The organism is Pseudomonas sp. SW-3 (genome assembly GCF_016615645.1).
In the GTDB taxonomy this organism is placed as follows: Bacteria; Pseudomonadota; Gammaproteobacteria; order Pseudomonadales; family Pseudomonadaceae; genus Aquipseudomonas; species Aquipseudomonas mandelii.
On sequence record NZ_CP067098.1, the window covers coordinates 6,179,715 to 6,192,040 of the forward strand.

General features: G+C 60.8%; 12 protein-coding genes. 5 read left to right on the forward strand and 7 right to left on the reverse strand.

Translation table 11 applies throughout. From position 1 onward, the window contains the following. Positions 1 to 38: 38 nt before the first annotated feature. A complete protein-coding gene (locus tag JIO00_RS28075; RefSeq protein ID WP_010466720.1) occupies positions 39 to 704 on the reverse strand; it encodes a fumarylacetoacetate hydrolase family protein in 666 nt (221 codons plus the stop codon). A gap of 22 nt (positions 705 to 726) precedes the next feature. After that, complete coding sequence (locus JIO00_RS28080) at positions 727 to 2,121, reverse strand: FAD-binding oxidoreductase (protein ID WP_154913141.1); 1,395 nt, start codon at positions 2,119 to 2,121, stop codon at positions 727 to 729. A gap of 363 nt (positions 2,122 to 2,484) precedes the next feature. Here JIO00_RS28080 and serA point away from each other — a divergent pair, with 363 nt between their 5' ends. Continuing rightward, positions 2,485 to 3,714 carry a phosphoglycerate dehydrogenase gene (gene serA, locus JIO00_RS28085; RefSeq protein ID WP_010466716.1) on the forward strand — a complete coding sequence of 410 codons (1,230 nt, stop codon included), beginning with the start codon at positions 2,485 to 2,487 and terminating at the stop codon, positions 3,712 to 3,714. A gap of 62 nt (positions 3,715 to 3,776) precedes the next feature. Here the strand turns inward: serA and JIO00_RS28090 are convergent, their stop codons facing one another. Continuing rightward, positions 3,777 to 4,202 (reverse strand): DUF4399 domain-containing protein, encoded by a 426-nt coding sequence (locus JIO00_RS28090; protein ID WP_077747193.1) that lies wholly within the window; start codon positions 4,200 to 4,202, stop codon positions 3,777 to 3,779. A gap of 136 nt (positions 4,203 to 4,338) precedes the next feature. Here JIO00_RS28090 and JIO00_RS28095 point away from each other — a divergent pair, with 136 nt between their 5' ends. Next, positions 4,339 to 4,923: a transporter substrate-binding domain-containing protein gene (locus JIO00_RS28095; RefSeq protein WP_010466713.1), complete on the forward strand. Its 585-nt coding sequence runs from the start codon at positions 4,339 to 4,341 to the stop codon at positions 4,921 to 4,923. 53 nt (positions 4,924 to 4,976) lie between these two features. On the opposite strand, the gene JIO00_RS28100 is transcribed toward JIO00_RS28095, so the two are convergent. Both JIO00_RS28100 and JIO00_RS28105 read right to left on the reverse strand, forming a co-directional pair. Further along, complete coding sequence (locus tag JIO00_RS28100) at positions 4,977 to 5,462, reverse strand: DUF523 domain-containing protein (RefSeq protein WP_200667258.1); 486 nt, start codon at positions 5,460 to 5,462, stop codon at positions 4,977 to 4,979. Between the two features lie 2 nt (positions 5,463 to 5,464). Continuing rightward, the gene (locus tag JIO00_RS28105) at positions 5,465 to 6,097 is read right to left on the reverse strand and encodes a 2OG-Fe(II) oxygenase (protein WP_083375518.1); all 633 of its coding nucleotides are present in this window, start codon (positions 6,095 to 6,097) and stop codon (positions 5,465 to 5,467) included. Between the two features lie 123 nt (positions 6,098 to 6,220). Here JIO00_RS28105 and JIO00_RS28110 point away from each other — a divergent pair, with 123 nt between their 5' ends. Continuing rightward, on the forward strand, positions 6,221 to 6,973 hold the full coding sequence (locus JIO00_RS28110; RefSeq protein WP_010466707.1) for a DUF2059 domain-containing protein: 753 nt from the start codon (positions 6,221 to 6,223) through the stop codon (positions 6,971 to 6,973). Positions 6,974 to 7,023: 50 nt separating this feature from the next. Here the strand turns inward: JIO00_RS28110 and JIO00_RS28115 are convergent, their stop codons facing one another. Further along, complete coding sequence (locus JIO00_RS28115; protein WP_010466703.1) at positions 7,024 to 7,971, reverse strand: alpha/beta hydrolase; 948 nt, start codon at positions 7,969 to 7,971, stop codon at positions 7,024 to 7,026. A gap of 98 nt (positions 7,972 to 8,069) precedes the next feature. On the opposite strand from JIO00_RS28115, the gene JIO00_RS28120 reads away from it, so the two are divergent. Both JIO00_RS28120 and JIO00_RS28125 read left to right on the forward strand, forming a co-directional pair. Continuing rightward, on the forward strand, positions 8,070 to 8,648 hold the full coding sequence (locus tag JIO00_RS28120; RefSeq protein ID WP_083375517.1) for a DUF6436 domain-containing protein: 579 nt from the start codon (positions 8,070 to 8,072) through the stop codon (positions 8,646 to 8,648). A gap of 102 nt (positions 8,649 to 8,750) precedes the next feature. Beyond that, the gene (locus JIO00_RS28125; RefSeq protein ID WP_200667259.1) at positions 8,751 to 11,159 is read left to right on the forward strand and encodes a penicillin acylase family protein; all 2,409 of its coding nucleotides are present in this window, start codon (positions 8,751 to 8,753) and stop codon (positions 11,157 to 11,159) included. A gap of 127 nt (positions 11,160 to 11,286) precedes the next feature. Here JIO00_RS28125 and JIO00_RS28130 read toward each other — a convergent pair whose 3' ends face one another. Then, positions 11,287 to 12,252 (reverse strand): GlxA family transcriptional regulator, encoded by a 966-nt coding sequence (locus JIO00_RS28130; protein WP_172791891.1) that lies wholly within the window; start codon positions 12,250 to 12,252, stop codon positions 11,287 to 11,289. Positions 12,253 to 12,326: the final 74 nt, after the last annotated feature.

The window sequence follows — 12,326 nt, forward strand, 5'->3', positions numbered from 1 at the left end:
GAGCAGGCTCACGCCTACCGGGTTTTGCGGTGTTTGGGTTAACGGACGCTGCTGGTGAAACTGCTCGCGCCGGACAGTTCGATCACCAGTTCATCACCGACATTCAGCGGGCCAACGCCCACTGGCGTGCCGGTCAGGATCACGTCCCCGGCCTGCAGCGAGAAGCAACCGGCCATGTGCTGGATCATCGGCACGATCGGGTTGAGCATGGCGCTGCTGTTGCCATCCTGGCGCACTTCGCCATTGATGGTCAGGCGGATGCCGATGTCAGTCAGGTCGGCAAAGGTGCTGCCGGACACGAACGGCGCAATCACCGCCGCGCCGTCGAAGGACTTGGCGATTTCCCACGGCAGGCCCTTGGATTTCAGCTCGGCCTGCTTGTCGCGCAACGTCAGGTCCAGGGCCGGGGCGAAACCGGAAATCGCATCCAGCACTTCTTCACGGCTTGGCTTGGTCGACAACGGCTTGCCGATCAACACCGCGATTTCCGCTTCGTAATGCACCGAACCGCGCTCGGTCGGAATGCTGAAACCGCCTTCCAGCGGCACCACGCAACTGCCTGGCTTGATGAACAGCAGCGGCTCGGTAGGCACCGGATTGTCCAGTTCCTTGGCGTGTTCGGCGTAGTTACGGCCGATGCACACCACTTTCCCCAGCGGGAAGTGAATACGCGTACCGTCGACATACTGGTGCTGATAGCTCATTACCGACTCCTGTTCCGTTGATTCAAACAGCGAAGATTTTGCCCGGGTTCATGATGCCGTTCGGGTCGAACACCGCCTTGACGGCTTTCATGTACTCGATCTCGACCGGCGAGCGGCTGTAGGTCAAGTAATCACGCTTGGTCATGCCCACGCCGTGTTCGGCGGAAATCGAGCCGTTGTACTTCTCGACCGTTTCGAACACCCACTTGTTGACGGTGGCACACTTGGCGAAGAACTCGTCCTTGCTCAGGTTTTCCGGCTTGAGGATGTTCAAGTGCAGGTTGCCGTCGCCGATGTGGCCGAACCAGACGATTTCGAAATCCGGGTAGTGTTCGCCGACAATCGCGTCGATTTCCTTCAGGAATGCCGGGACTTTCGACACGGTGACCGAAATGTCGTTCTTGTATGGCGTCCAGTGGGAAATGGTTTCGGAAATGTATTCGCGTAGTTTCCACAGGTTCTGCAGCTGGGTTTCGCTCTGGCTCATGACGCCGTCCAGCACCCAGCCCTGCTCGACGCAGTGCTCAAAGGTTTCCAGGGCGTGGTTGGCCACTTCTTCGGTGGTCGCTTCGAATTCCAGCAGCGCGTAGAACGGGCAATCGGTTTCAAACGCCGCCGGCACGTCGCCGCGGGCCATGACCTTGGCCAGGGCCTTGTCGGAGAAGAACTCGAAGGCGGTCAGGTCGAGTTTGCTCTGGAACGCGTGCAGCACCGGCATGATCGAGTCGAAATCGGCGGTGCCGAGGACCATCGCGGTGAGGTTTTTCGGCGCGCGGTCCAGGCGCATGGTCGCTTCGACGACAAAACCGAGGGTGCCTTCGGCGCCGATGAACAGCTGACGCAGGTCGTAGCCGGTGGCGTTCTTGATCAGGTCGCGGTTCAGTTCCAGCAGATCGCCCTTGCCGGTGACGACTTTCATGCCGGCTACCCAGTTGCGGGTCATGCCGTAGCGAATCACCTTGATTCCGCCGGCATTGGTGCCGATATTGCCGCCAATCTGGCTCGAACCCGCCGACGCAAAATCCACCGGGTAATACAGGCCTTTTTCTTCAGCCACGTTCTGCAGATGCTCGGTGACCACGCCTGGCTGGCACACCGCCGTGCGGTCGGTCAGGTTCACGTCGAGAATCTGGTTCATGTAGTCGAACGACACGACCACTTCACCATTGGCCGCCACCGCAGCGGCGGAAAGACCGGTACGACCGCCGGACGGCACCAGCGCCACCTTGTGCGTGTTGGCCCAACGGACAATGGCCTGGACCTGCTCGATGGTCTTGGGGAACACGATGGCGGTCGGGGCCGGGGCGAAATGCTTGGTCCAATCCTTGCCATAAGTATTCAGGGAGTCGGCGTCGGTCAACACCTTGCCAGGCTCAACCAGGGTCTTCAGCTCATCAATCAGGGCAGGATTGGTCATCGACAGAACTCTCGAACAATTCATGGTCATCCTGAGAACGCTTCACGTCGCAGGAATGAGTGTTTAGCGGGGTGCGTATGCTAGCATACCGACCCCGCAGGGTAGTGCCCAACGGCTATTCTGCGGTGACGGCTTTCCTGCCGTCCGGGTCAGCGTTATGTGCCCTGTTTTATACGTACGATCCTCTTTTGACGAGTGGCTGTTGTCGTCAGGCAAGGCGCCGCGACGAGTCATAGCCCGCTATGGCGAGGAGCGGCAACGCAGCATGACGGCAACAGACGCCGTCAAAAAGGAACAGTACGTATAAGACAGGGCACCCTGACTATTTCCTGCCATTTTTCTCCGGGATACAGGTTTACGCAGATGAGCAAGACTTCTCTCGATAAGAGCAAGATCAAGTTCCTTCTTCTCGAAGGCGTCCACCAATCGGCTGTCGACGTCCTCAAGTCGGCGGGCTACACCAGCATCGAGTACCTCACTGGTTCTCTGCCGGAAGCCCAGCTGAAGGAAAAGATCGCTGATGCGCACTTCATCGGCATTCGCTCTCGCACTCAACTGACCGAAGAGATCTTCGATCACGCGAAGAAGCTCGTGGCTGTGGGGTGTTTCTGCATCGGCACCAACCAGGTCGACCTGAACGCGGCGCGCGAACGCGGCATCGCGGTGTTCAACGCCCCGTACTCCAACACTCGCTCCGTTGCCGAGCTGGTGCTGGCCGAAGCGATCCTGTTGCTGCGCGGCATTCCTGAGAAAAACGCGTCCTGCCACCGTGGCGGCTGGATCAAGAGCGCGGCCAACTCCTTCGAGATCCGCGGCAAGAAGCTGGGCATCGTCGGCTACGGCTCGATCGGCACTCAACTGTCGGTCCTGGCGGAAGGCCTGGGCATGCAGGTGTACTTCTACGACACCGTGACCAAGCTGCCATTGGGCAATGCAACCCAGGTCGGTAACCTGACCGAGCTGCTGGGCATGTCCGACATCGTTACCCTGCACGTTCCGGAAACCGCGGCGACCCAGTGGATGATCGGCGAGAAGGAAATCCGCGCCATCAAGAAGGGCGGCATTCTGATCAACGCCGCACGCGGCACCGTGGTCGAACTGGACGCCCTGGCGGACGCGATCAAGGACAAGCACCTGATCGGCGCGGCCATCGACGTGTTCCCGGTGGAGCCACGCTCCAACGACGAAGAGTTCGAAAGCCCGCTGCGTGGCCTGGACAACGTGATCCTGACCCCGCACATCGGTGGTTCCACCGCCGAGGCGCAGGCCAACATCGGTCTGGAAGTGGCAGAAAAACTGGTCAAGTACAGCGACAACGGCACCTCGGTGTCGTCCGTGAACTTCCCGGAAGTGGCCCTGCCGGCTCACCCTGGCAAGCACCGCCTGCTGCACATCCACCAGAACATTCCGGGTGTGATGAGCGAGATCAACAAGGTCTTCGCCGAAAACGGCATCAACATCTCCGGTCAGTTCCTGCAGACCAACGAGAAAGTCGGCTACGTGGTCATCGACGTAGACGCCGATTACTCGGAAATCGCCCAGGAGAAACTGCAGCACATCAACGGCACTATTCGTTGCCGCGTGTTGTTCTGATAGCGACTTGAGTGACAAAAAAAGGAGCCCTTCGGGGCTCCTTTTTCATGCGCGCTACTGTGTCATTTGACGTTGACGGTGATCTTCTTCGACACGATGGGCGGATCGAACGGCATGTGTCCGCTGTCGCCCAGCTCAAGCTGCAAGGTGTGTTTGCCCGGGGCCAGTTTGATTTCGGCCTGGGTCTGCGCCTTGCCGAAGTGCATGTGGTTGGCATCCAGCGGAATCGGTGCGCCGGCGGCCGGCAGTTTGTCGACATCGATCAGCAAGTGGTGGTGACCGGTGTTCTTGGTGACATCCCCGGCCGGTGCCAGGGCGATGTCCTTGACGCCGAATTTGACGGTGAAGGTTTCCGGGACAGTGGCGCCGTCTGCGGGAGATACGATAAACACTTCTGCACCCTTGGGCGCCGGAGTCGCAGCCGTTGCCAGCATCGAAGCACTCAGCAGCAGCCCAGCCAATGCTGCTCGTGACATAAACGTTTTCATTCTCTTCTCCAGTTTTTCCGTAAAATCCGCGTGGCCGAGACAACTTCACGGCCATTTGTTGTCGAAGGACCTCGACAACCATAGCAAAGCGAGCCTGAATCAGAGCATCGCGATAAATGTATTCAAAGGAGTGACCATGCGCTTTTTGCCTGGCCTGATCTGCCTGCTACCCCTTTTGAGCCCTTTGGCCCATGCCGAACTGATTGACGATGTAAACGATCGGGGCGAACTGCGTATTGCCCTTGAGGCTAATACACCCCCCTTCAATTTCAAGGACGAGGGCAAACTCACCGGCTTCGAAGTGGAATTGGGCCAACAGCTGGCCAACGAACTGGACGTGCGGGCCGACTTCGTCGTGACCGATTCCAGCGACCTGTTGTCCGGCGTTGAAACCGGCAAGTACGACATCGCCATCAACCACATAGCAATGACCCCGGATCTCAAGGATCGTTTCGACTTCACCGAGCCTTACATTCAAACCAATGCGCAATTGATCGCGCAGAAAGAAGAGCCGCGTTCGATCCTGTTGGTGCAGTCGCTGACGGAAGAAAAGCCGAAAACCGCCCCGGCTGTGGATTTGGCGATTCCGTTTCAGAAGGGTAACCCGGCGTTTCACGCCAGCCTGGAAGCTGCGTTGAAGCGGATCAAGGCGGATGGTCGACTGGAGGCGCTGGAGCAGAAGTGGTTTGGGGCGGATGCGAGTGTGGCGCCCAAACCCTGATCCCGGACTGACGACCAACCCTGTAGGAGTGAGCCTGCAGGGTGTGAAGGTGGTTAGTCTTGCGCGGTCAATGCAGCGGACGCTTCGGCCAGCTCCAACTCACTGAAGACTTGCACACCATGGCGCTTGAGCAACGCCGCCGTCACCCCCTCGCCGCTGACCTTCACACCGCTGAAGCTCCCGTCATACGTCAGCAAGTTCCCGCACGACGGGCTGTTGGCCTTGAGCACGGCGATGCGGATGCCGTGCTTTCGCACCAACTCCAGCGCCTGATAAGCCCCCGAGAGAAACTCGGCGCTGACATCCTCACCCTCGGTAGTGATGACGGAGGTGTGGCCATCCAGCACTTCACCGCCCTGCCCGCCCGGAATTTCCGCTGCGGCCCTGGGTGTTGGCAAACCACCGGCAACCTCCGGGCACAACGGCACCACGCGACCTTCATCGAGCCACTGTTGAAGCTGATCGAACGGCCCGCTCGCCCCGCCGTCGTAACGCACGCGATGGCCCAGCAGGCAGCGGCTTACCAGAATCTTCTGCATGATCAGAACGGCTCGTTACCGCGGCGCCGGAACCAGCCCGTCAATGACAGGCGATCCCGGGTCGCGGGCAGGACTTCGTGAGGCACCTCGCCGGACAGAAACACCACCAGGCATCCGCCAGTGGGCACCACGTCGTGTTCGACGCCGTCCTCCAGGTACATGCGCAACTGGCCTCCGTGCTCGGGCAGCCAGCCGTCATTGAGGTAGATCACCGCCGAAACCATGCGCCGGTCGTCATCCCGAAAACGATCGACATGCTTGAGGTAAAACGCACCGGGCGGGTACAGGGCGAAATGGCTTTCGAAATCTTCCAGGCCCAGGTACAACCCGCGATTCATCGCCTCGCGCAGGCTGTCCATCAAGCTCAGGTAACTGTCGCACGCCAACGCCTGGCCGGGCTCGATCCACTGGATGTGGTCGCCGCGGATTCCCTCGCGAATCTCCGACGTCGGCCCTCGCCCCACGGCCGCCGGGGCCAGTTCGCCCTCAGCTGCACGTTTACGGCACTCAGCCGCCAGTTTCCGGGTCAGACCCAGAGGCAGGAAAATATTCTGCTGCGACCAGCCGCGCTCGGCCAGGTCGTCGACGATACGTAACAGCAGCGGGTGATCAGAGGATATTTGCATGGCGCGCATAGTATTCCTGTGCCTGCAAATCCGACAGAGCCGCGCGGCGGAGGATTTGTCGGATTACTGATACGAATTCTCGACAAGTACGAAAGCCGCACGGAGAATAGTCGCCTGCTGACAGGAGTCCCTATGCGCCGTTTGTTTTTTTCATTGCTGATGCTCTGTGTGTTGCCCGCTTGGGCAGACGGCCACGACCAGTTGTACAAGGTCGCCGGTTGGCCAGATCAGCGCGCGCATTTTAACGACGCCCTCTCTGCCGCTCAGCAGCGCTACCAGAACAGCCTGCCACCGGCGGTGTTTCAAGCCTTGGTGAACAACAGCAATCAACGTTTCGCCTCCCAGGCCGTGGACCAGCGCGCCGAAGCTCAATTGCGCAAAAGCCTCGCCGATCCGCAACCGGCGCTGACCTTCTTTCAATCGCCCCTGGGCAAGAAAATCGTCGCCGCCGAATTGCTGGCGACCCGTCGCGATCAACTGGCGAAAAACGCCAAGGGTTTGCCGAAGATTCAGGCCAGTGACAGCCGTCTGCTGATCATCGGCCACCTGGCCCAGGCCCTGCCCGCTCGCGAGGCTGGTGCGGAAGTCAGCCTGGCGATCGCCGGTGTCGCGGCTGACAGCCTGAGTTCGATGATCCCGGGGTTGCTCGGTGGCGGTCAGGCGCAAGGGGTGTTGAACGGACAGCGCCAGCGTTTGATGGAACAGATTGGTGCTGATCTGAACAACACGCTGTTGTATGTGTATCGCGATCTGTCGGATGAAGAACTGGAAGAGTTCGCCACGTTTGCCGAGTCCACCGAGGGCAAGGCGTATTACCAGGCAGCGCTGGCAGCCATTCGGGCGGGGTTGGCGGTGGGGCAGGATCCGGCGAATCTCAGTCAGTAATCTTTAGCGCCTGATACACCGACTTGCCCGCGATGAGGCCCTCACTTGCGCTAAAGATTCCGACCCTTGATCCGCTTGGTCAAAAACCCGAAATACTCCCGCCGCAACCCAACCGTCTCATTCGCCAGATGATGCCGCGCCTCCGGCAGCATCAATACCTGCGGCCGATCAAACTTGGCCTTCAACACCTCAAGGTTATGCTCCCAATCCACCGTCATGTCCGACTGCCCCTGCACAATCAGCGGTCGCCGTGGACTGTTCGGTGCCGCCTCGATTCGCTTGATCCACCGCGCCAACGCACCGACCCACGCCGTTGGCAGTCGCAGCGCTTGCAACGGATCGGCTTGCAGGAACGACAGGAACTCAGGGTCGTTGGAGTTCTCGCTGAAGCGCCGGGCAATGCCGTTCACGAAAGGCTTGAGCAGGTAATAACTGAGCTGCGACCAGCCCCAGGCGCGCGGCCGAACCAGCGGTGACAGCAGAATCACCTGACCCTGGGCCGGACTGTCTGCACCGTGGTTAAGTACATGATCAATCACGATCGCCCCGCCAGTACTTTGCCCGCACAGGTGCCACGGCTGTGGGAGGTCGAGCGACTGCGCCTCGGCAAGCAACCCTTCCAGGGTGTGCTGATACTCGGCGAAATCCTTGATGCTCGCCCGCTCGCCACTGGACAGACCATGCCCCGGCAAGTCGCAGGCAATCACTGCGAAGCCCTGATCCAGCGCCCACTCGATCACATGCCGGTAGAGCCCGGTGTGGTCGTAGAAGCCATGGAACATAAACAGGGTCGCCTTCGCCTGGTCAGGCCACCAGACCTGGCTGACCACTTCATAGCCATCGACCCCGAAACGCCCCAATCCGCGGCGCAGCATTCGCCCCGGAAAATCCAGCCCGTAAAACCGCTGATAGGCCAGCGCCTCCACCGAAAGCGGCTGCCATTCGGCCAATGGCCGCAGGCTGGCGCGCAAATGATCGGGGTCGAAAGTGGCAGACATGAGCTATTTCCAGAGCGTTAAACAGACTTTATGGGCCTGCGATATTCATCTGTCGCGGCAAGCATGGCAAGCTAGCCGACCTTCGAGGATTGAAACCCATGCGCCCGGCCTACCGCACCACACTGCTTGCCAGCCTGCTCGCCCTCGTGTGTGCCGGCGTCTTGTGGGCGGCCTATGACTGGTTTCAGGGGCGCTACCTGCGCGCCTTCAGTTCACACACCGCGTTATTTTCCGGTGATCCGCTGCGCCTGCCCGCCGACCTCGCCGGCCCCGGCGCCATACGCCTGGTGCACTTCTGGGACCCGGCCTGCCCGTGCAATGTCGGCAACCAGCAACACCTGACTGAACTGGTCGATCAATACGTACCGCAGGGCGTGGAGTTTTACGCGGTCCAAAAACCCGGCAGCCACGGTCAGTTGCCCAGCACCTTGAGCCGCCTGAAAACCATCACCGTTCTCCCGGGTTCCGAACAGATCCCCGCCAGCCCGGCGGTGGCGATCTGGGACCGCAGCGGCAAACTGGCCTACTTCGGCCCGTACAGCGAAGGCCTGACCTGCAATTCGAACAACAGCTTTATCGAGCCCATCCTGCAAGCACTCAGCGAAGGTCGTGCGGTGGGCGCCACCCATACGCTGGCGGTCGGTTGCTACTGCCCTTGGCCGGAGGAAGCGAAGTAAGGCAATCCTGACTTTTCCAGGACCGCGATGCCCGGCACAGAAGGTCTGTGCTACATGTTTGCAGCCCGCACGGGCAGCAATCCCGAAGAACAAGGAGTCACCATGAAACGCGTCCTGACCGTACTTGTATTGCTGATCGTCACGCTCGTCATCGGGGTCGGCGGGTACGTGTACATCAAGCAGCCGACGCGCCAGGGCCAGGTGGAGTTGCAGCATCTTCAGGGCTCGGTGACCGTGCGTTACGACGAGCGCGGCGTGCCGCATATCCGCGCCGAAAACGAAACCGACCTCTACCGCACCCTCGGCTACGTGCAGGCTCAGGATCGGTTGTTCCAGATGGAAGCCATGCGCCGCCTCGCCCGGGGTGAGCTGGCCGAAATCCTCGGTCCGAAACTGATCGACACCGACAAACTGTTCCGCAGCTTGCGTATCCGGGAGCGCGCCGAGAGTTATGTGGCCGCACTGGATCGTCAGTCACCGGCATGGAAGGCGCTGGAAGCCTATCTGGATGGCATCAACCAGTATCAGGACACTCACGCGGCGCCCATGGAGTTCGACGTGCTGGGCATCCACAAGCGCCCGTTCACCGCCGAAGACAGCATCAGCGTCGCCGGTTACATGGCGTACAGTTTTGCCGCCGCGTTTCGCACCGAGCCTTTACTGACGTTTGTGCGCGACCAACTGGGCGTCGAGTACCTGAGTGTTTTCGAACTCGACTGGCAGCCCAAAGGCGTATTGGCCAAGACGCGCACACCCGGCCCCGCCCTCGCTGCCGGTGACTGGAAAGACCTGAACGCCCTCGCCCGCCTGAGCGAACAGGCCTTGGCCGACAACGGCCTGCCGCAGTTCGAAGGCAGCAACGCCTGGGTGATTGCCGGCAACCGCAGCAAAAGCGGCAAGCCGCTGCTGGCCGGTGACCCGCACATTCGCTTCTCGGTGCCGTCGGTATGGTACGAGGCGCAATTGTCGGCGCCGGGCTTCGAGCTCTACGGTCATCATCAGGCGCTGGTGCCGTTTGCCTTTCTCGGCCACAACCTGGACTTCGGCTGGAGCCTGACGATGTTCCAGAACGACGACCTCGACCTGATCGCCGAGAAGATCAACCCGGACAACCCGAACCAGGTCTGGTATCGCGGCAAATGGGTCGACATGGTCAACACCGAGCAACAGATCGCGGTGAAAGGCCAGGCGCCGGTCACCCTGAGGCTGCGCCAGTCGCCCCACGGCCCGATCATCAACGATGTGCTGGGCAGCGCCGCCGGCAAGACACCGGTGTCCATGTGGTGGGCGTTCCTTGAAACGCCGAACCCGATCCTCGAAGGTTTCTACCAGCTCAACCGCGCCGACACCCTGGCCAAGGCCCGCGCCGCAGCGGCCAAGGTTCAGGCACCGGGATTGAACATCGTCTACGCCAACGCCAAGGGCGACATCGGTTGGTGGGCCTCGGCGCTGCTGCCCAAGCGTGCGGCCGGGGTGAAGCCCGGTTTTATCCTCGACGGCAGCACCAATCAGGCGGACAAGGAGGGTTTCTACCCGTTCAGCGCCAACCCGCAGGAAGAAAATCCGGCGCGCGGCTACATCGTCTCGGCGAACTTTCAGCCCGTTTCGCCGACCGGCATGGAGATTCCCGGTTACTACAACCTCGCCGATCGCGGCCAGCAACTCAATCATCAGCTCAGCGACAAGAGCGTGAAATGGGACAACGAGGCCAACCAGAAGCTGCAATTGGGCACCACCACCGCCTACGGCCCGCGTCTGTTGGCGCCGCTGTTGCCGGTACTGCGTGAAGGGGTGAGCGATCCCGCCGAACTGAAACTGGTCGAGCAACTGGCGCAATGGAAAGGCGATTACCCGCTGGATTCCACCAGCGCCACGCTGTTCAACCAGTTCCTGTTCAACCTGGCCGACGCGACGATGCACGATGAGCTGGGGAATGATTTTTTCGAGACCCTGCTCTCGACTCGCGTGATCGACGCTGCGCTACCCCGCCTGGCCGCGACGGCCGATTCGCCGTGGTGGGACAACCGCAACACCCTCGGCAAGGAAACCCGCGCCGATACAGTGAAAGTGGCCTGGCAAGCGAGCATCGCCCACCTAAAGACCACCCTTGGCCCTGACGTCGCGCACTGGCAGTGGGGCAAGGCGCACACCCTGACCCACGATCACCCCTTGGGCGTGCAGAAGCCGCTGGACCGAATCTTCAACGTCGGCCCGTTCGCGGCGCCCGGCACCCATGAAGTGCCGAACAACCTCTCGGCCAAGATTGGCCCGGCGCCGTGGCCGGTGACGTATGGCCCGTCGACGCGGCGCCTGGTGGACTTTGCCGACCCGGCCCACAGCCTGACCATCAACCCGGTCGGCCAGAGCGGCGTGCCGTTCGACAGCCACTACGAAGACCAGGCCGAGGCGTATGTCGAAGGGATTTACTACGAGGCGCACTTCAATAACGAAGAAGTCACGGCCAATACGCGCAGTACGTTGAAGCTGTTGCCGGCGCGAAGTGCTCAATAGTTTTGTATTGGCTGGACTGGCCTCATCGCCAGCAGGCTGGCTCCCACAGTGATCCTGTACACGCAGATCCATTGTGGGAGCCAGCCTGCTGGCGATGAGGCCCGCAAGAACAACGCCTGTTCATGGCTCAAACCATCGCCGCAAAATTCAGCCTGAACTGCTGCGGCGTCACTCCCAATCGGCGACTGAACACCGTGCGCATGTGCTGGGCATCGCGAAACCCGCATTGATACGCCACCGTTTTGAGCGGTGAATGGGTGCTTTCAAGCAGCACCCGCGCCGCGTCCACCCTCGCCCGCTCGACGAATTCCGCCGGAGTGATTTTCGCCTCCTTGGCGAACACCCGGGAAAAGTTGCGGGCACTCATGTTGGCCGCGTTCGCCAGATCGGCAATGGTCAGGTCGCCGGTCAGGTTGGCCAGGACGTAGAGTTGCACCAGTGCCACCGCCGACGTCGGTTCGGCGTGGGGTGTGAGGAACGGGCTGAACTGCGATTGCCCGCCCGAGCGTTGGGTGAACACCACCAGCCGCTTGGCCACGCTCAACGCCACTTCCGGTCCGTGGTCCCGAGCCAAGAGGTACAACGATAAATCAATCCCCGCCGTGACGCCGGCCGAGGTGAAGAGCTCACCGTCCTGAACGTAGAGGCGATCGGCATCGACCTGAGTCGATGGGCACGCTGTCGCCAACGCCGCGGCATCATCCCAATGGGTGGTGACGGTCCGTCCTTCGAGCAATCCGGCCCGGGCCAGCATGAACGCGCCGTTGCAGATCGAACCAAATCGTTGCGCCCGCGCACAGGCATCGCGCAACCAGTCATCGAAGGCGGCGCCAAAATCCAGGAACGGCAATTGCGGCCCGCCGGCCACCAGCAGCAAGTCATAAGCCTCCAGCGCTTCGCTGAAATGCCGATGGGCATTGAGCGACAAACCGTTGGAGCACGCCATCATCCCGTGCTCGACGCCGATAACCTCTAGCCGGTAATGGTCATGCGGTTCGAGGAAACGATTGGCTTCGCAAAACACATCCATGGGACCGGTGACGTCCAACGACTGGACGCCAGCGAACACTACGATGGCAACGGTTTTACTCATGGTTGGACTGCCTCTACGGGTCACACTTACCTGTGGCGAGGGAGCTTACTCCCGCTGGAGTGCGCAGCAATCTC

What these genes read in the sequence shown, in the direction of transcription:
- JIO00_RS28080 (WP_154913141.1), bottom strand. Translation starts at nt 2,121, where the DNA reads ATGACCAATCCTGCCCTGATTGATGAGCTGAAGACCCTGGTTGAGCCT.
- JIO00_RS28090 (WP_077747193.1), bottom strand. Translation starts at nt 4,202, where the DNA reads ATGAAAACGTTTATGTCACGAGCAGCATTGGCTGGGCTGCTGCTGAGT.
- JIO00_RS28095 (WP_010466713.1), top strand. Translation starts at nt 4,339, where the DNA reads ATGCGCTTTTTGCCTGGCCTGATCTGCCTGCTACCCCTTTTGAGCCCT.
- JIO00_RS28105 (WP_083375518.1), bottom strand. Translation starts at nt 6,097, where the DNA reads ATGCGCGCCATGCAAATATCCTCTGATCACCCGCTGCTGTTACGTATC.
- JIO00_RS28075 (WP_010466720.1), bottom strand. Translation starts at nt 704, where the DNA reads ATGAGCTATCAGCACCAGTATGTCGACGGTACGCGTATTCACTTCCCG.
- JIO00_RS28120 (WP_083375517.1), top strand. Translation starts at nt 8,070, where the DNA reads ATGCGCCCGGCCTACCGCACCACACTGCTTGCCAGCCTGCTCGCCCTC.
- serA (WP_010466716.1), top strand. Translation starts at nt 2,485, where the DNA reads ATGAGCAAGACTTCTCTCGATAAGAGCAAGATCAAGTTCCTTCTTCTC.
- JIO00_RS28125 (WP_200667259.1), top strand. Translation starts at nt 8,751, where the DNA reads ATGAAACGCGTCCTGACCGTACTTGTATTGCTGATCGTCACGCTCGTC.
- JIO00_RS28115 (WP_010466703.1), bottom strand. Translation starts at nt 7,971, where the DNA reads ATGTCTGCCACTTTCGACCCCGATCATTTGCGCGCCAGCCTGCGGCCA.
- JIO00_RS28110 (WP_010466707.1), top strand. Translation starts at nt 6,221, where the DNA reads ATGCGCCGTTTGTTTTTTTCATTGCTGATGCTCTGTGTGTTGCCCGCT.
- JIO00_RS28130 (WP_172791891.1), bottom strand. Translation starts at nt 12,252, where the DNA reads ATGAGTAAAACCGTTGCCATCGTAGTGTTCGCTGGCGTCCAGTCGTTG.
- JIO00_RS28100 (WP_200667258.1), bottom strand. Translation starts at nt 5,462, where the DNA reads ATGCAGAAGATTCTGGTAAGCCGCTGCCTGCTGGGCCATCGCGTGCGT.